Annotated in this window: 15 protein-coding genes; 8 read left to right on the top strand and 7 right to left on the bottom strand. The window is 59.7% G+C overall.

The window, feature by feature from the left end; genetic code table 11:
- Nucleotides 1–7: 7 nt before the first annotated feature.
- Together leuD and AC1D17_RS06900 are read right to left on the bottom strand one after the other, a co-directional pair.
- On the bottom strand, nt 8–616 hold the full coding sequence (gene leuD, locus AC1D17_RS06905) for a 3-isopropylmalate dehydratase small subunit (RefSeq protein ID WP_477564667.1): 609 nt from the start codon (nt 614–616) through the stop codon (nt 8–10).
- 118 nt (nt 617–734) lie between these two features.
- Nucleotides 735–980 (bottom strand): hypothetical protein, encoded by a 246-nt coding sequence (locus tag AC1D17_RS06900; protein WP_477564666.1) that lies wholly within the window; start codon nt 978–980, stop codon nt 735–737.
- Between the two features lie 114 nt (nt 981–1,094).
- On the opposite strand from AC1D17_RS06900, the gene AC1D17_RS06895 reads away from it, so the two are divergent.
- Entirely contained in the window at nt 1,095–2,003 is a 909-nt protein-coding gene (locus AC1D17_RS06895) for an HpcH/HpaI aldolase/citrate lyase family protein (protein ID WP_477564665.1), read from the top strand.
- Nucleotides 2,000–2,206, top strand: coding sequence for a DUF1737 domain-containing protein (locus AC1D17_RS06890; protein ID WP_037163221.1), 207 nt, complete (start codon nt 2,000–2,002; stop codon nt 2,204–2,206). Before AC1D17_RS06895 ends, AC1D17_RS06890 begins: the two co-directional genes overlap by 4 nt.
- A 34-nt stretch (nt 2,207–2,240) precedes the next feature.
- On the opposite strand, the gene AC1D17_RS06885 is transcribed toward AC1D17_RS06890, so the two are convergent.
- Nucleotides 2,241–2,675 carry a metallopeptidase family protein gene (locus tag AC1D17_RS06885; RefSeq protein ID WP_477564664.1) on the bottom strand — a complete coding sequence of 145 codons (435 nt, stop codon included), beginning with the start codon at nt 2,673–2,675 and terminating at the stop codon, nt 2,241–2,243.
- A 170-nt stretch (nt 2,676–2,845) separates the two neighbouring features.
- Here AC1D17_RS06885 and AC1D17_RS06880 point away from each other — a divergent pair, with 170 nt between their 5' ends.
- The 5 genes from AC1D17_RS06880 to bfr all read left to right on the top strand — a co-directional run bounded on the left by AC1D17_RS06880 (nt 2,846) and on the right by bfr (nt 9,763).
- Nucleotides 2,846–3,775, top strand: coding sequence for an ImuA family protein (locus AC1D17_RS06880; RefSeq protein WP_477564663.1), 930 nt, complete (start codon nt 2,846–2,848; stop codon nt 3,773–3,775).
- A 40-nt stretch (nt 3,776–3,815) separates the two neighbouring features.
- A complete protein-coding gene (locus AC1D17_RS06875) occupies nt 3,816–5,234 on the top strand; it encodes a Y-family DNA polymerase (RefSeq protein WP_477564743.1) in 1,419 nt (472 codons plus the stop codon).
- On the top strand, nt 5,231–8,680 hold the full coding sequence (locus tag AC1D17_RS06870) for an error-prone DNA polymerase (RefSeq protein ID WP_477564662.1): 3,450 nt from the start codon (nt 5,231–5,233) through the stop codon (nt 8,678–8,680). The genes AC1D17_RS06875 and AC1D17_RS06870 overlap by 4 nt, the downstream gene beginning before the upstream one ends.
- A 320-nt stretch (nt 8,681–9,000) precedes the next feature.
- Nucleotides 9,001–9,312, top strand: coding sequence for a (2Fe-2S)-binding protein (locus tag AC1D17_RS06865; RefSeq protein ID WP_477564742.1), 312 nt, complete (start codon nt 9,001–9,003; stop codon nt 9,310–9,312).
- Nucleotides 9,278–9,763, top strand: coding sequence for a bacterioferritin (bfr, locus tag AC1D17_RS06860; protein ID WP_477564661.1), 486 nt, complete (start codon nt 9,278–9,280; stop codon nt 9,761–9,763). The genes AC1D17_RS06865 and bfr overlap by 35 nt, the downstream gene beginning before the upstream one ends.
- A 65-nt stretch (nt 9,764–9,828) precedes the next feature.
- Here the strand turns inward: bfr and pyc are convergent, their stop codons facing one another.
- The 3 genes from pyc to AC1D17_RS06845 form a co-directional block, all read right to left on the bottom strand.
- Nucleotides 9,829–13,287 carry a pyruvate carboxylase gene (gene pyc / locus AC1D17_RS06855; protein ID WP_477564660.1) on the bottom strand — a complete coding sequence of 1,153 codons (3,459 nt, stop codon included), beginning with the start codon at nt 13,285–13,287 and terminating at the stop codon, nt 9,829–9,831.
- Between the two features lie 114 nt (nt 13,288–13,401).
- The gene (locus tag AC1D17_RS06850; protein ID WP_477564659.1) at nt 13,402–14,142 is read right to left on the bottom strand and encodes a LuxR family transcriptional regulator; all 741 of its coding nucleotides are present in this window, start codon (nt 14,140–14,142) and stop codon (nt 13,402–13,404) included.
- A gap of 199 nt (nt 14,143–14,341) precedes the next feature.
- Nucleotides 14,342–14,509 (bottom strand): hypothetical protein, encoded by a 168-nt coding sequence (locus AC1D17_RS06845; protein WP_477564658.1) that lies wholly within the window; start codon nt 14,507–14,509, stop codon nt 14,342–14,344.
- A gap of 72 nt (nt 14,510–14,581) precedes the next feature.
- Between AC1D17_RS06845 and AC1D17_RS06840 the strand changes: the two genes are divergently transcribed.
- Nucleotides 14,582–16,339, top strand: a complete 1,758-nt coding sequence (locus tag AC1D17_RS06840; RefSeq protein ID WP_477564657.1) for a glucan ABC transporter ATP-binding protein/ permease — start codon at nt 14,582–14,584, stop codon at nt 16,337–16,339.
- Nucleotides 16,340–16,388: 49 nt separating this feature from the next.
- Here the strand turns inward: AC1D17_RS06840 and AC1D17_RS06835 are convergent, their stop codons facing one another.
- Nucleotides 16,389–17,552 carry an OpgC family protein gene (locus tag AC1D17_RS06835; RefSeq protein WP_477564656.1) on the bottom strand — a complete coding sequence of 388 codons (1,164 nt, stop codon included), beginning with the start codon at nt 17,550–17,552 and terminating at the stop codon, nt 16,389–16,391.
- Nucleotides 17,553–17,620 lie beyond the last annotated feature (68 nt).

Here is a 17,620-nt window from a genome sequence, read left to right as displayed (position 1 = left end):
CGGGGGTTCAGGCTGCCCAGGGATGCGAAGCCGCATTGGCCTTTTCGAACGTGTCGATGGCCGTTGCCTTTTCCAGCGTCAGGCCGATATCGTCGAGGCCGTTCAGCATGCAGTGGCGGCGGAACGCGTCGAGTTCGAAGGTGATCTTGCCACCGTCCGGACCGGTGATCTCCTGGCTTTCAAGATCGACCGTCAGGATAGCGTTGGAGCCGCGCGAGGCGTCATCCATCAGCTTCTCCAGGTCTTCAGGCGAAACGACGACCGGCAGGATGCCGTTCTTGAAACAGTTGTTGTAGAAGATATCGGCAAACGAGGTCGAGATGACGCAGCGGATACCGAAATCGAGCAGCGCCCAGGGAGCGTGCTCGCGCGACGAACCGCAGCCGAAATTGTCGCCGGCGACCAGGATCTTGGCATTCTGGTAGGCGGGCTTGTTGAGGACGAAATCCTCGTTGAGCGAGCCGTCTTCATGATAGCGGGCTTCGGCGAAAAGTCCGGTGCCGAGCCCGGTGCGCTTGATCGTCTTCAGGTAATCCTTCGGAATGATCATGTCCGTGTCGATGTTGACGACGGGGAGCGGCGCGGCAACGCCGGTGAGCTTGACGAACTTGTCCATGGCAATGGCCTTCGATTTCAACGGGGCGGAAAAATTTCCGCCCAGCGTTTAGAGCAATTTCACGCCGAAATGAAGGAGAATCTGCATGCCGGGAGGTTGAAAGGCGGCTTTACGCGTTTCACAGGTCGATGATCGTGCCGCGTCCGTCGTTCCAGATGCGCGGTTCGCGCTGCTGGCGCCCGGAATTGCGGTTGGCAGTGGCGCGCACCGGCTTGGGCGCAAACCGTGCCGCAATCGTGGTGCCGATCATGACCACCGAGACGATGCCGACGAGGGCCAATCCGAGCGAGGCGGTAAACACGAAGGCCATCAGCGTGAATGCGATGCCTGCGATTGTCAGGAGGAGAGAGCGTATGCTTTGCATTGTCGTCACCTTTCGTTGCCTGAAATGTGGGCCCGCCCGCCCCGCGTTGCAAGACCTACTTCCGTATTACAGGTCTGCCTTGCGAAAATGGCGAAAGCCGGGCACAAAAGCTGCATGAATTCGCCCATTGACCGTCACCCCGCCCGCCTGCGCCGCTCCGTGCTGTGCGTGCCCGCCGATAACGCCCGCGCCCTTGCCAAGGTCGCCACCCTTGCCTGTGACGCGGTGATCTACGATCTCGAGGATGCCGTTTCCATCGACAAGAAGGTCGCCGCCCGCCAGACGCTGGCTGCTCATCTGAAGCGGGAGCGGCGCAGCGACATCGAAGTGATCGTCCGGATCAACGATCTGAGGACGCCCTTCGGGGAAAAGGATCTGGCTTTCGCCTTGACGCTTTTGCCCGATGCCATCCTGCTGCCCAAGGTCGAAAGCCCGCAGGATATCCAGGCGGTCGCGGACGTCCTGTCGGAAAACGATGCGCCGGACAACCTGCGTCTCTGGGCGATGATCGAGACCCCGCGCGGCGTGCTCAACGCGGCGGCGATTGCCGAAACCGGCCGCACCCGCGGCGGCAGGCTCGATTGTTTCGTGCCGGGGCTGAATGACCTGCGCAAGGACACCGGCGTGCCCGCCCTGCCCGGCCGGACCTACCTCATTGCCTGGCTGATGCAGATCCTGCTCGCTGCCCGCAGCTGCGGCCTCGACATCATCGATGCCGTCTTCAACGATATCAGGGATGAAGCCGGGTTTGCGGCGGAATGTGCCCAGGGCCGCGACATGGGCTTCGATGGCAAGATGCTGATTCACCCGGCCCAGATCGGTCCGGCGAACGGCGCCTTCGGTGTTGCCGATGCCGCCCTTGCCGAGGCCCGGTCGGTCATCGATGCCTTTGCGCTGCCGGCAAATGCAGATAAGGCCGTCATCAATCTCAACGGCCTGATGGTCGAGCGTCTTCATCTCGATCAAGCCCTGCGGCTCGCCGCCAAGGCCGACGCTATCAACAAAAAAGGAAAAGCCCCTTGAAACTCTACCGCTTGCTGACCGCCATCGACGACGCAACCTTCTGCCACAAGGTCACGGCGGCCCTCAACAAGGGCTGGGAACTATACGGTTCGCCGACCTACGCCTGGAACCAGGAAACGCGGGCGATGATGTGCGGCCAGGCCGTCGTCAAGGATGTCGAGGGCAAGGAATACACCCCCGACACCAAGCTGTCCGAACACTGACGCTTCACGGCCGGCTGGGGCGGTTCAACCCGTCTCAGCCGCCGACATGCTCGACGCTGGCCTCGATCCGCTCCATGTCGTCGTCCGACAGGCCGAAATGATGGCCGATCTCGTGGATCAGCACATGGGTGATGATGTCGCCCAGCGTCTCCTCGTTCTCCGCCCAGTAGTCGAGGATCGGACGGCGATAGAGAAGGATCCGGTTCGGCATCTCGCCGGTTTCCATGGTGAAGCGCTCGCCGATGCCGCGTCCTTCGAACAGCCCGAGCAGATCGAACGGCGTTTCCAGCGCCATGTCCTCGAAAACATCCTCGGTCGGAAAGTCGTCGATCTCGATGGTGAGCTCGGTGGCCAGCGCCCGGAATTCCTCCGGCAGGTGGCTGTAAGCCTCCAGCGCCAGGGATTCGAATGTGCTGATTGTCGGCGCGTGGCGTTCCCGCCAATCGTCGCTCTGGTCTATGCGGGCCATGGGCACTCCTTGCTTGCCTCCTGATATAGCTATTTCATCAGCGTTTTTCGAGGGTTGAATTTCAATGCGGGGGTTCAAGGAATAAATTCTTAGAGATTCCCGTTGACTCTTCCGGGAAGCTCTGGAATCAATAGGAACATAACAGGAACAATTTGAATTGGAGTGACGTCATGGTGCAGACGCCCATGACGCGCGAGCGGCTTTTTGCGCTCCGCGAAGAGATAGCAAGGCTGGAAGGCAATTGCGCGGCCGCCGCCCGGCGGGAAGCTTTGGCCGGCGAGAGCGGCCATGCGAGGAAAAAGGAAAACCATCGTTTGCCGCTGGGCGTGCCGGCGCTCGATCATGCCTTGGAAGGCGGCTTGCCCCTCAACGGCATGTCCGAAATCCGTTCGCAGCTGATGCGCGATGCAACGGCCGTAACCGGCTTTGCATTGGCGCTTGCCGTCTTGATCCAGCAGCAGCCGGAGGCGGATCACGCGCCGGTTCTGTGGATCAGCGATACGGTCACATCGATGGAAACAGGCATTCCCTATGCGCTGGGGCTTGCAGATTTCGGGCTGAAGCCGGAGCGCTTCCTGCATGCGGCGCCGCGCAGGCTGGAAGAGGCGCTCTGGCTCGCTGAAACCGCCGTCGAAAGTGGCGCCTTTTCGGCCAGCATATTGGAGGTGAAGGGCAATCCAGCCCATTTCGGCCTGACCGAAAGCCGGCGGCTGGGATTGCGGGCAAAGGCGGCAGGACGCCCGCTCCTCCTTTTGCGTCAGTCCGGAGAGGAGGAGGCAAGCAGCGCTTCCTTTCGTTTTCTGGTTGAACCCGCACCGGCGAAAAGCCGGCTTTTGCCGGATCGATCGGTGCTTGGCGGCAGCATCGGCAATCCGGTTTTCCGTCTCACCCTCGAGAAAAGCCGGAATCCGGCTCCCGTCTCCCTCTATCTGGAGTGGAATCCCCATGACCGTCAGTTTCTCCCCGCCCGTGAACCAGAGCGCGCTTGGCCTGCGGGCAGGCTCCCAGCGCATTCTGGCTCTCGCCTTTCCGCATCTGCCAACCGACCGGATCGCCCGCAGGAGCTGGGGGCTGTCCTGGCGCTCGATCAGGCGTCCTGATGCCCCTCCCATCGTCTGTTCGGCGCGGCAAAACAATGCGATGCGACTGACGGCGCTCGACGAAGTGGCAGAAGCGATCGGCCTCAGGAAGAACCAGGGCGTGGCGGAAGCCCGGGCCATGTGCCCGAAACTCGATGTTGTCGAGGAAGACCTGGCCGCCGATCGCCGCCTGCTCGACGGCATCGCCGACTGGTGCGATCGTTATACGCCCCTTGTCGCCCTCGACGGCCGGGACGGACTTTTCCTCGATATTTCCGGCTGTGCCCATCTCTTCGGCGGTGAAAAGGCCCTGCTTGCGGATATCCTGGCGCGGCTCTTTCATATGGGGCTCGACGCTCGCGGCGCCATATCGTCGGCGCCGGGCCTCTCCTGGGCCGCTTCCCGTTTCGGGCGGGGCGGCATTATCGCAGACGAGGACATGGAGACGGTGCTGGCGCCCCTGCCGGTCGCGTCCCTCCGGCTGGATCAGCAGACGATCGCCGCGCTGCAGAAGCTCGGTTTGAAACAGATCGGCGATCTCGTCATGGCGCCCCGGGCGCCCCTGGCGCGCCGTTTCGGAACACAGCTGCTGCTGCGGCTCGATCAGGCGCTTGGCCGTGACGAGGAGCCCGTATCTCCGCGCCGGCCCGTCGCCAGCCTTTCCGCCGAACGGCGCCTTGCCGAGCCCATTCAAGCCGAGGAGGATATCCTCTATCTGACCGGTCAGATCGCCCTTTCGCTGAAAGCCAGCCTGGAGGAAAAAGGCATAGGCGGGCGGGCTTTCGAACTGATGCTGTTTAGGGTCGATGGCCGGGTCTTTCGCATCGCGGCCGGAACCTCGCAGCCTTTGCGGGATCCCAAGCGGATCGCGGCGCTCTTTTCCGAGCGTCTTCAGGCGGTTCATGACGACCTCGATGCCGGCTATGGTTTCGAAATCCTTCGGCTGAACGTCCTGCGGCATGAAGCCTTTGATACACCGCAGGAGGATTTTGACGGCGCCCGGCAAAAGGATGCTTCTCTCGCAGGGTTTGTCGATCGCGTTTCAGCCCGTCTCGGCGCCGATTGCCTGCAGAGTTTTCACCTGCGCGAGAGCCACGTGCCTGAACGGGCGGTGACCTCGGCTCCGGCCGTCGACGCGGTTTCATCAGCCAAGAGGCCGGAGGCAAGTGGCTTCTCCTGGTCCCGCAGCGAGCGGCCGCTCAGGCTTTTCCCGAGGCCGGAACCAGTGGATGTATCCGCTGCTGAAGTGCCCGAGGGACCGCCCGAAAGCTTCCGCTGGCGGCGCATGCTGCATCGTGTCTCCCGCAGCCAGGGGCCGGAGCGTCTCGCCATGGAGTGGTGGATTGATGGCTCCGATGCGCGGGCGCGGGACTATTTCCGCGTCGAAGACGATACCGGCCACCGGTTCTGGATTTACCGCGAGGGTCTCTATGGGCAGATGCCGCCGCCGCGCTGGTTCATGCACGGGGTCTTCGCATGAGCACCGCACCCGCCTTTTTCGAGATCGGCGCCCGAACGAATTTCTCCTTCCTCGAAGGGGCATCGAAACCGGAGGAAATGGTGGTGCAGGCAGCCCGCCTGAAACTCTCCGGGCTGGGCATCGCCGACCGGAATTCCGTCGCGGGCGTGGTCAGAGCCCACGCGCAGATCAGGGCAATGAAGGAGGAATACGAAAAGACGATTAAAGAAAATCAAGGACTTCGCGAGAAGGGAGAAGAGGAAAAGGAGCTTCTGGAAGCCGTTCCCTTTCAACCGGGCGCAAGACTGGTCTTTTGCGATGGTACACCGGATATTCTCGCTTTCCCACGAACCAGAAAAGGCTGGGCCCATCTCTGCCGCCTGCTGAGCACCGGAAATCTGAGAACCCAAAAAGGGTCGTGCCTTCTGAGCGAAGCGGACCTTATCGAATGGGGAGACGAGATGATGCTCGCCCTCATTCCCAATCCATCATTACCGGACGATGCCCGCGAACAAAAGAAGTTGGAGGAATGCCTCGATCGCCTGAGAAAACGCTTCGGCGAGGCATTCCATATGGTCCTGTCGCCCTTCTATGATGGCCGGGATGCTCAGGTTTTCGCCACGCTTGCCACACTCGCCGCCCGCAGCCGCGTCCCGTTGATCGCCAGCAACCAGCCCCTTTATCACAACAGCGCTCGCCGCCCCCTGGCCGATATCGTCACCGCCATCCGCGAGCATGTGACGATTGCCGAGGCTGGCTTCCGGTTCGCCCCCAATGCGGAGCGTTACCTTAAGGATACGCGCGAGATGACGCGCCTGTTCCGCGCCTATCCAAAGGCGATCGCCAACACGGAAAAGTTCTTCAAAAACCTGTCATTCTCGCTGGATGAGTTGAAGCACAACTATCCGGACGAAGGCGTCAAGGGAGAAACACCTGCGGAGACGCTTGAGCGTTTGACTTGGGAAGGTGCCCGGAAACGTTATCCGGAAAACGTTCCTGAAAAGGTGTCGACGCAGATCGTCTATGAACTCGATCTCATCAAGGGGATGCAATACGAGCATTATTTTCTGACGGTGCGCAATATCGTCCATCACGCCCGCTACACGCTGAAAATCCTGTGTCAGGGACGCGGGTCCGCTGCCAATTCCGTCATCTGTTATTGCCTCGGCATCACGGAAGTCGATCCCACCATAACGACGCTTCTGTTCGAGCGGTTCATCTCGACGGAGCGCAATGAACCGCCGGATATCGACGTCGATTTCGAGCATGAGCGCCGCGAAGAGGTCATCCAGCATATCTATGAAAAATACGGCATCGAACATGCCGGTTTGACGGCCGCAGTGACAAGCTATCGCGCCCGTTCCGCCGGCCGTGAAGTGGCCAAGGCGTTTGGTCTGTCGGAAGATGTGCAATCGGCCCTCGCCAGCACGGTCTGGGGCTGGTCGGCGGAGGATCTGTCCGAGCGGGAGGCAAAGGCGGCAGGGCTCGATCTCTCCGATCCGACGACGACCAATGTTCTCAAATATGCAACCGAGCTGATGAGCTTTCCGCGGCACCTGACCCAGCATGTCGGCGGTTTCGTCATCACGCGGGACCGGCTGGACGAGGTCATGCCGATCATGCCGACGGCGATGCCCAAGCGCTACATGGTCGAATGGGACAAGGACGATCTGGATACGATCGGCATTCTGAAGATCGACATTCTCGCTCTCGGGATGCTCTCCTGTCTGAGGAGGGCCTTCGATCTCCTGCAAACGCACTATGACCGGGAGATCACGCTTGGCGGCTTCGGCGACATGACGGACAAAGCAGTCTACGCGATGATCTGCAGGGCGGACACGATCGGCGTCTTCCAGATCGAAAGCCGCGCCCAGATGAGCATGCTGCCGCGGCTCAGGCCTGAAAGATTCTATGATCTTGTCGTCGAAGTTGCGATCGTCCGTCCTGGCCCCATCCAGGGAAACATGGTGCATCCCTATCTCAAGCGGCGGGAAGACGTGCGCAACAACAGGCCCATCGACTACCAGAAGCCCGAACTCAAAGCGGTCCTGGAAAGAACGCTGGGCGTTCCGCTCTTTCAGGAACAGGCAATGCAGATCGCCATTACGGCTGCAGGCTTCCCAGCTGCAAAGGCTGATCGGTTGCGGCGCTCGATGGCGACGTTCAAACGATCGGGACAGGTCAACTCCTTCAAGAAGGATATGATCGACGGCATGGTCGGGAACGGCTATCCCCGCGAATTTGCCGAACGCTGCTTCAGCCAGATCGAGGGGTTCGGCGAATACGGCTTTCCGGAAAGCCATGCCGCCTCCTTTGCCCTGCTCGTCTACGCGTCCTCCTGGGTCAAGGCCTATTATCCCGATGTTTTCTGCGCGGCATTGCTGAATTCGCAGCCGATGGGATTTTATGCGCCATCACAACTGGTTCGCGATGCGCGCGAGCATGGAGTCGAGGTGCGGCCGGTTGATATCAATATTTCGGAGTGGGATTGCCTGCTGGAAGAAGCCGGGTTCGACGCGGACAGGATCGACCAGCGGCATGTTTCGATGCGGGGTATCATCCAGACGAAAAGAGCGGTGCGGCTTGGCTTCCGGCAGGTGAAGGGACTTTCGGAGGCCGATATGAATAAACTCGTCGCCAACCGCGGCCGGCGCTACACTTCCGTGCGTGATCTCTGGCTGCGGTCGGGATTGCAAAAATCCGATATCGAGCGGCTGGCGGATGCCGATGCCTTTGGCTCCATCGGGCTTTCGCGGCGGGAAGCACTTTGGGCGGTGCGGGCGCTGGATGCGAAGAGTGCGGCGGAAAGCCTGCCTTTGTTCGACCGTGCGGACCGGGCCGATCTTCAGGTGGAGCCGGAAGCCCGCCTGCCGGAAATGCTGCCGGGCGAGCAAGTGATCGAGGATTATCGTTATCTGTCCCTGTCCTTGAAGGCGCATCCGGTTTCGTTCCTGCGCGATACATTGACGGCGGACGGCATCCTGCAGAACAGGGGGCTTTTGAGTGTGGCGAGTGGGCAGTTCGTTACCATTGCCGGGCTTGTGCTGGTGCGCCAAAGGCCGGGTTCGGCCAAGGGTGTGATTTTCATGACGCTGGAGGACGAAACCGGCGTTGCCAATGCCATCGTCTGGGAAAAGACATTCAACCGGTACCGGTCTGTCGTCATGAATGCACGGCTGGTGAAAATCAGGGGTAAGCTGCAGAGCGAGAGCGGGGTGATCCATGTCGTCGCTGATCATATCGAGGATATGACGCCAATGCTGGGCCTGCTTCAGCGTGAGGCCCGCCGTTTTGGCGCGTGCGAGCGGGCAGACGAGGTCCTTCGCCCGACAGCCGATCATCGGCAGAAGAGGCGGTCAAGCGGGATGGATGGATTTTCACTCGGCAAGCAGGCCGGAGACCAAGCGGGACGAAGCGATATCGCCGGGACGGCAACCGTCATGCCGAAAGGGCGAAATTTTCGCTGAGGTTGAATTGCACGGTGACGTGAGCTGCGGAGTGAGCGTCGCTGCACAGCGCTGTCGAAGCCGATTTTTCACACCATGTAACAAAAATTGTCCCGCTTTTTCGTATTCAAGAAATCTTGAATTTCGCTCAAAAGCATAGTTGCTCTGAAATTTGAAATACTAAGCCGATGAAAACACGATGCTTTTTATCAGGTTTAGAATTACTCTAATATGGAGCCATGAATTCGCCGCGATGGCCGAACGCATTTTTTCTTGACACTAAATATCCGCTTTTGCTTTATGAATGGAATTCAGTGCGTTGCGTATCACGGGCAGACGAAATGCTGGTTTGTAGCTGCAATTTTATCACCGATAAGGACATCCGGGACACCATCATCGAGATGCTCGATGAGGACTGTTGGCAGCTTATCGTGCCTGCAAAAGTCTATCACGCGATGGAAAAACGCGGCCGTTGCTGCGGCTGTTTCCCGAATGTCGTCGACATCATCATTCGCACCACCGAGCAATATCACGCCGGCCGCCCCTCGACGGGTGACCAGATATTTGATTTCATGACACGCCTCAAACAATTCCATGAAGAAAACAGGAGAGCGGATCTTGAAAGGCGACAAAAAAGTCATCGAGCAGCTTAACGAAGCGCTGTATCTCGAACTCGGTGCCGTCAACCAATATTGGGTTCACTATCGCCTGCTTGACGATTGGGGCTACACGCTTCTTGCCAAGAAGGAGCGGGCCGAATCCATCGAAGAAATGCACCATGCTGACAAGCTGGTTTCGCGCATTATCTTCCTCGAAGGCCATCCCAATCTCCAGACCCTGGCATCGCTTCGGATCGGCCAATCGGTCAAGGAAGTGCTGGAGGCCGATCTCGCCGGCGAATACGACGCCCGCAAGGCCTACAAGAAATCCCGCGATATCTGCCACGACGCGGGCGATTATGTTTCCATGAAGCTGTTTGAAGAGTTGCTGTCGGATGAGGAAAGCCATATCGACTTCCTCGAAACCCAGCTCGATCTCTTCAACAAGATCGGCGCCGAGAAATACGGCCAGCTCAACGCAGCCCCGGCCAACGAAGCCGAATAGGGCGCCATGTTTTCAGACTGCAGAAATGCCCGCCCCGGCTTCCGCGGCGGGCATTTTTTATGCATTTACGCCCCGTAGACGATCAGCAGGTCCTTGGTGTCGATCTGGTCGCCGGTCTTGACCAGAACCTCGGCGATCGTGCCGTCCTTTTCCGCGTGTAGCGCCGTTTCCATCTTCATCGCTTCGATGGAGAGCAGGACGTCGCCGGACTTCACCGTCTGGCCGGCGGTGACCGTCACTGTCGATATGACACCGGGCATCGGCGCGCCGAGATGGGCAGCGTTACTAAGATCGGCTTTGCGGCGCGCCGTGCTGGAGGCTGCGCGGTTGCGATCCGGAACCTTGATCAGGCGCGGCTGGCCGTTGATCTCGAAGAACACCTTGACCATCGCCTGCTCGTCCGGCTCGCTCATGGCCTGATGCTGAACCACCAGCGAGACGCCCTTTTCAAGCTCCGGCAACAGTTCCTCGCCGGCGGTAAGGCCATAGAAGTAAGCTGGTGTCGGCAGCACGCTGACCGGACCATAGGTATCGGCGGCCAGGGCGTAATCGGTGAAGACCTTCGGATACATCAGGTACGAGGCAAACTCGAAATCGCTGAGGTTCCGTTCCAGCTTGGTCTCGATCGCCTTGCGCTCCGCATCGAGATCGGCATCGGCCAGCAGTGAACCCGGGCGCTCCGTATAGGCCTTTTCGCCCTTCAGCGCCTTTTCCTGAAGCGCCTTCGGCCATCCGCCCGGAGGCTGGCCGAGGTCGCCCTTCAGCATGGACACGACCGATTCCGGGAAGGACACATCCTTGGCCGGGTTCTTGACATCGGCAACCGTCAGATCCTGGGACACCATCATCAGCGCCATGTCGCCGACCACCTTGGAAGACGGCGTCACCTTGACGATATCGCCGAACATCTGGTTGGCATCGGCATAGGCCTGCGCCACCTGGTGCCAGCGGGTTTCGAGCCCGAGCGAGCGGGCCTGCTCCTTCAGATTGGTGAACTGGCCGCCCGGCATTTCATGCAGATAGACTTCGGACGCCGGGCCCTTGAGGTCGCTTTCGAAGGCGGCATACTGGTTGCGCACGGCTTCCCAGTAGAACGAGATACGGCGGATCCATTCCGGATCGAGGCCCGGATCACGCTCGGAACCGCGCAAAGCCTCGACGATCGAACCGAGGCAGGGCTGCGAGGTATTGCCGGAAAAAGCATCCATCGCCGCATCGACCACATCGACGCCGGCATCGACAGCGGCCAGAACGGTGGCTGCGGAAATGCCCGATGTGTCGTGGGTGTGGAAATGGATCGGCAGGTCGGTTGCCTCGCGCAGCGCCTTGAACAGCACAGTCGCTGCGGCCGGCTTCAACAGCCCGGCCATATCCTTCAAAGCGATCATATGGGCGCCAGCCTTTTCAAGCTCCGAAGCTAGGGCCGTGTAATATTTCAGGTCGTATTTCGGGCGGGCGGAGTTGAGGATATCGCCGGTATAGCAGATCGCCGCTTCGCAGATCCTGTTCTCTTCCGCCACCGCATCCATCGAGACGCGCATATTGTCGACCCAGTTGAGGCAGTCGAAGACACGGAAAACGTCGATGCCACCCCTGGCCGCCTGACGGACGAAGTATTTGACGACATTGTCGGGGTAGTTTTTGTAGCCGACGCCGTTCGCCCCGCGCAGGAGCATCTGCAAAAGCAGGTTCGGCGCATCCTCGCGCACCTTGGCGAGGCGCTCCCACGGGTCTTCCGTCAGGAAGCGCATCGAAACGTCGAATGTCGCGCCGCCCCAGCATTCGAGCGAGAACAGGTTCGGCAGCGCACGGGCATAGGTGCCGGCGATGCGGGCGATGTCATATGTCCGCACGCGGGTGGCGAGCAGCGACTGGTGGCCGTCGCGCATGGTCGTATCGGTGAGCAACACGCGCTTTTCGGCGCGAACCCATTCGGCGAATTTCTTCGGGCCGAGCGCATCCAGCTTCTGCTTGGTGCCGTCGACGATTTCTCCCTGAATGCGCGGAATGACCGGCTTTGCCGCATCGGCGCTCGGCTTCGGCCGGCCCTTGGCCTCGGGATGGCCGTTGACGGTGACATCGGCGAGATAGGTCAGCAGCTTGGTGGCGCGGTCCTGGCGCTTGACCTGCTGGAAGAGCTCGGGCGTCGTGTCGATGAAGCGGGTGGTGTAGGAATTGTCCTTGAACTTCGGATGGCTGATGATCGCCTCGAGAAAGGTAAGATTGGTCGCCACGCCGCGGATACGGAATTCGCGCAGCGCCCGGTCCATGCGTGCGATCGTCTCCTGCGGGCTCGGCGACCAGGCGGTCACCTTTACCAGTAGCGGATCGTAATAGCGGGTGATGACGGCGCCAGGATAGGCCGTTCCCCCATCCAGGCGGATACCGAAACCCGAGGCCGAGCGATAGCCGGTGATGCGGCCGTAGTCGGGAATGAAGTTCTGCTCGGGATCTTCCGTGGTGATGCGGCACTGCAGCGCGTGACCGTTGAGGCGAATATCTTCCTGCTTGGGGACGCCCGATTCCGGCGTGCCGATGGCGAAGCCTTCGAGGATGTGGATCTGCGCCTTGACGATATCGATGCCGGTGACGACTTCGGTGACCGTATGCTCGACCTGGATGCGCGGATTGACTTCGATGAAGTAGAACTTGCCGCTGTCCATATCCATCAGATATTCGACGGTGCCGGCACCGACATAGTTGGTCGCCTCAGCGATGCGGGTCGAGTAGCCGGCCAGTTCCTGGCGCTGGGCTTCCGTCAGATACGGAGCCGGGGCGCGCTCGACGACCTTCTGGTTGCGGCGCTGGACTGAACAGTCGCGCTCGAACAGATGCACGACATTGCCATGGGTATCGCCGAGAACCTGGCTTTCGACGTGGCGGGCACGCTCGACCAGCTTTTCGAGATAGACCTCGTCCTTGCCGAAGGCGGCCATCGCCTCGCGCTTGGCTTCCGTCACTTCGCGCGCCAGATCCTTTGGATCGCGGATCGCCCGCATGCCGCGGCCGCCGCCGCCCCAGGAGGCCTTGAGCATGACCGGATAGCCGATATCCTCGGCCATCTTAGCAACTGCTGCCATGTCGTCCGGAAGCGGTTCGGTCGCCGGGACGACGGGAACGCCGATTTCGATGGCGAGGTTGCGGGCGGCCACCTTGTTGCCGAGGCGCCGCATCGTATCGCCGGTCGGCCCGATGAAGATGATGCCGGCCGCCTTGCAGGCATCGACGAATTCCGGGCTTTCGGACAGCAAACCGTAGCCGGGGTGGATGGCATCGGCGCCCGACAGCTTGGCGACCCGGATGATCTCCTCGATTGAAAGGTAGCTTTCGATCGGCCCGAGATCGCGGGCAAGATGCGGCCCGCGGCCGACCTGATAGCTCTCGTCCGCCTTGAACCGGTGGAGCGCCAGCTTGTCCTCCTCCGCCCATATCGCAACCGTTTTTATTCCCAGTTCGTTTGCAGCGCGAAAGACGCGAATGGCAATTTCAGAACGGTTGGCGACAAGGATTTTCGAGATGGGCAAGTCGGACTCCTCAAGACTTGAAACACGGTAATGCTGCACCGCGAAATGGATTATTAGCGTTTCATGACTTGAAGTTCAATTTCAGAGTGATGCGGAACTGAGATTCATTTTCAATCAGGAAATCAGCCCCAGACGGAACGATAGCGCCACGGCGTGATGGCGGTTTTTCGCCTTCAGCTTGTCCTGGATACCGTTCATGTACCAGTCGACAGTGTGGGTGGAGATATCGAGAATCCGGCTGATCTCGTTCGAGGTCATGCCATCCGCCAGATAGTTCAGGGCTTCCATCTCGCGACGGGTCATCTGCACATCGACGCTGGACACCATGGCAGCGAGGATGGCGGGATCGGTCAGTTCGAGCAGGCGCCAGAATATCTTCTTGGCAATGCCGTCGAAAATGCTCATTTCCACCGGGCTGAGATCAACAACGCGGCCGCCCAATGTCATATTGCCGAGCAGCCCGCGGCGTCCGTGAACGGGGAAAATATAGCCATCATAAAGGCCATAGCCGCGTGCTTCGACCATCATGCGCTCCATACGCTTGCGATGCGGGTCGGAACGGAACGCTGCCAGCGTCTCGCGCCAGCGGAACCCGTGTTGCGCGTGACCGAGATAACGGATGGTCGGATCGATGATGACGTATTTCTTCTTGATATAAATCTGCGGCCAACCGTCCGGCCAGCGTCCGGCAAGCAGCAGGCTGAGAGGATTCTCGTGGGGTTTAGGCTGGCGGATAATCCCGTAATAGTCGAAACCATAGCGGTCCAGAACCCGTTCGAACTCCTGAACGATCTCGTCCCTGCTCCTCATCTCGTCTATCAGTGCCAAAAATTGCACCAGCAAAGTGATATTCATAAAAACCCCTTCAAAAATTCTTTATCGCTCGGGTCTGTTGCGTCGCAACATGAATGTGCCGTTCAGCACCCATTCATGTTGCAAACGCGATAATCCCCGCATCAGCCATGAAATCCACCTAACACCGCATCGTCAACGAACTGCAAGGCGCAAAAAATAGCAAACTATGATGATCAACTTAGGTGCCTGGGTTTTCCATTCAGCGCGCCGGTTTATCATAATCAAGTTTGGGCGGCGAAGCCAAAGCTGATTTGCGGTGGGTTAAGAGAACGGCAAAAGCGAGGAAAAAGACGTTCGGTTTGGGAACTTTCCATCCATCAAAGATGGGGGAATGAGTAATTTTTCCAAGCGGTTCTTTTCTTTCCAAGAACCCTGCGATGCAAATGCCGTGTTGCTTTTTCGTTGCGTCGTAAACCAACTGCCCAAGAGGGATAAGACAGTGTCATTGTTCCAGGTCTATGCAAGAGCGCTTCAGTATCTTGCCGTCCATAAGCTCCGCGTATCCGCCATCGTCATCGCCAACATCGTCCTGGCGGTCATCACGATTGCGGAGCCAATTCTGTTCGGCCGCATCATCGACGCGATATCTTCCAAGCAGACCGTCACGCCCATGCTGTTGATGTGGGCAGGCCTCGGCGTCTTCAATACGGTCGCCTTCGTGCTTGTTGCTCGCGAGGCTGACCGGCTGGCGCATACGCGCCGCTCGACGCTGATCACCGAAGCCTTCGGGCGGATCATCTCCATGCCCCTGTCCTGGCATACCCAGCGCGGCACATCCAATGCGCTGCACACCCTGTTGCGCGCCTGCGAAACGCTGTTCGGCCTCTGGCTCGAATTCATGCGCCAGCATCTGGCCACCGCAGTGGCGCTGACGCTCCTCGTCCCGACGGCGTTTGCCATGGACGTTCGCCTGTCGCTCGTCCTCGTCGTTCTCGGCCTGCTCTACGTCGTTGTCGGCAAGTTCGTCATGACCCGCACCAAGGAAGGCCAGGCTTCCGTCGAGGACCATTACCACACGGTTTTCTCGCATGTCTCCGATTCGATCAGCAACGTTTCGGTTGTTCATAGCTATAACCGCATTGAGGCCGAAACCCGCGAACTGAAGAACTTTACCCAGAAGCTGATCTCCGCCCAGCTGCCGGTCCTCGACTGGTGGGCGCTTGCCAGCGCGCTGAACCGCATGGCCTCGACCATCTCGATGATGGCTATCCTCGTCATCGGCACCTTCCTGGTGCAGAAGGGCGAACTGGGCATCGGCGACGTCATTGCCTTCATCGGCTTTGCCGGCCTGCTGATCGGCCGCCTCGACCAGATGAAGGCCTTTGTGACGCAGATTTTCGAAGCCCGCGCCAAGCTCGAAGACTTCTTCGTGCTGGAGGATTCGGTCCGTGAACGCGAAGAGCCCGCCGATGCCGACGAGCTGAACAATGTCCGCGGCGAAGTCGAGTTCCGCGATGTCTCGTTCAACTTCGCCAATTCGACCGAAGGCATGCGCGACGTGTCGTTCACCGCCAAGGCTGGCCAGACGATTGCCATCGTCGGCCCGACCGGCGCCGGCAAGACGACGCTGGTCAATCTTCTGCAGCGCGTCCATGAGCCGGCCCGTGGCCAGATCCTTGTCGATGGCGTCGATATCTCGACCGTCACCCGCAAGTCGCTGCGCCGCTCGATCGCCACCGTGTTCCAGGATGCGGGCCTGCTCAACCGGTCGATCTGCGAGAATATCCGTCTTGGCCGTGAAGATGCGTCGCTTGTCGAAGTCATGGAAGCTGCGCAAGCCGCTGCTGCCGCCGACTTCATCGAGGGCCGTGAGGGCGGTTATGACACCCGCGTCGGTGAACGCGGTAACCGGCTGTCCGGCGGCGAACGCCAGCGGATCGCGATTGCCCGGGCAATCCTGAAGAACGCGCCGATCCTCGTGCTCGACGAAGCGACCAGTGCGCTTGACGTCGAAACCGAGAACCGGGTGAAGGCTGCAATCGACAACCTGCGCAAGGATCGCACCACCTTCATCATCGCCCACCGCCTGTCGACGGTGCGCGAGGCCGATCTGGTGATCTTCATGGATCACGGCCGGATCGTCGAGATGGGCGGCTTCAACGAACTGAGCCAGAGCAATGGCCGGTTTGCCTCCCTGCTGCGGGCAAGCGGCATCCTCACGGACGAAGACGTCCGCAAGAGCCACGCCGCGGCCTGAAAGCCGAGGTCGTCACGGAATACCCAAAGGCCCCGGATCGGGGCCTTTTCTATGCCTTCATGACTTGAGGCCGGGAGAGGCCGCCGATCCAGTCGAGGTAGCGGGCATAGGCGAAATGCAGCCCGATGCCGGCAAGCACGAACAGCGTGCCCCAGAGCGGATTGCGCCCCGTCACGAACAAAAGCACCTGCCCGACCATGGCCAGGATCGTCCCGAAGATGAACACTGCAAGCGAATGCCGGCCGATCAGAACGAGCGGGTGATCGATGCGCAGGCGCGTCATGCGGCTGAACACCGGAAAGACCGCCAGCAGATAACCAAGCGCCAGAACGTGCAACAACCGCGTCAGCGACAGGAAGGTCTTGTCGAAACCCGTCAGGACCGACGGCAGGCCATAGGAAAAATCAAGGTTCCACCAGGACAAAAGCACCCAGAAGAACGACAGCATCACATAGCCGGCGGACATCGCCACCAGTACCGGGTGACGCACAATCGTTTTTCCGGCGCGCGATCGCATCATGCAGATCATCCCGATGACGAACAGGAATTGCCAGGACCAGGGATTGAGGAACCAATAGCCTTCATCGAGAAAATTGATGGGAACGATGGTGAAGATGCCGGCGGCGAGCCAGAGTGCCGCGGATGTCATGAACAGCAGAAAGGGACTACGGCCGTGCAGCCACAGCATTGCCGGCAACATCAAAAAGACCACGGCATACATCGACAGGATGTTGTTATAGCCCAGCTGATGCCCGAGCAGCACCATGGCGACAAAACCCTGCTCGGTATGATCGACGAGCGGACGGATGTTGATCTCGCTGATCAGGTCCTGGCGGCCGAAATAGAGCGCACCGCCGGCAAATATCGCCAGCGTGATGATGCTTGTCATAATATGCGCGATGTAGAGCGTGAACGCGCGGCGCCAGATTTTCAGGCTGAGCGCGAGGCGGTTGCCGGGATTGAATTTGCGTCCATAGGCAAGTCCGGCGGACAATCCGGAAATCAGCACGAATGCTTCGGCAGAGTCCGAGAAACCGAAGTTCTTCGTCGTCAGGTATTCGAGATATTGTCCGGGTACGTGATTGACGAAGATGGTGAGCAGGCAAAGCGCGCGATAGACGTCGAGACGGGTGTCACGCTGGGAGGGGACTGTGTGGGTTTGCCCCATCTGCCCATCGTTGGCAGACGGGTCGAATTGCAGCTTTTGAAGCATTCAGAATATTCTCGTCCGAGTTCAGTGCCCCTGCCCCCATTGACGCGAAATTGATGCAGGCGATCAAA

This window comes from Pararhizobium sp. P1_E7, assembly GCF_056405855.1.
Note: the sequence above shows the minus strand (reverse complement) of the source record. Positions and strands in the feature narration are given on the sequence as shown.

Excerpts from the sequence above, each read along its gene's own strand:
- leuD (WP_477564667.1), bottom strand. The coding sequence starts at position 616 with ATGGACAAGTTCGTCAAGCTCACCGGCGTTGCCGCGCCGCTCCCCGTC.
- AC1D17_RS06900 (WP_477564666.1), bottom strand. The coding sequence starts at position 980 with ATGCAAAGCATACGCTCTCTCCTCCTGACAATCGCAGGCATCGCATTC.
- AC1D17_RS06895 (WP_477564665.1), top strand. The coding sequence starts at position 1,095 with ATGAATTCGCCCATTGACCGTCACCCCGCCCGCCTGCGCCGCTCCGTG.
- AC1D17_RS06885 (WP_477564664.1), bottom strand. The coding sequence starts at position 2,675 with ATGGCCCGCATAGACCAGAGCGACGATTGGCGGGAACGCCACGCGCCG.
- AC1D17_RS06880 (WP_477564663.1), top strand. The coding sequence starts at position 2,846 with ATGGTGCAGACGCCCATGACGCGCGAGCGGCTTTTTGCGCTCCGCGAA.
- AC1D17_RS06875 (WP_477564743.1), top strand. The coding sequence starts at position 3,816 with ATGCGACTGACGGCGCTCGACGAAGTGGCAGAAGCGATCGGCCTCAGG.
- AC1D17_RS06870 (WP_477564662.1), top strand. The coding sequence starts at position 5,231 with ATGAGCACCGCACCCGCCTTTTTCGAGATCGGCGCCCGAACGAATTTC.
- AC1D17_RS06865 (WP_477564742.1), top strand. The coding sequence starts at position 9,001 with ATGCTGGTTTGTAGCTGCAATTTTATCACCGATAAGGACATCCGGGAC.
- AC1D17_RS06850 (WP_477564659.1), bottom strand. The coding sequence starts at position 14,142 with ATGAATATCACTTTGCTGGTGCAATTTTTGGCACTGATAGACGAGATG.
- AC1D17_RS06835 (WP_477564656.1), bottom strand. The coding sequence starts at position 17,552 with ATGCTTCAAAAGCTGCAATTCGACCCGTCTGCCAACGATGGGCAGATG.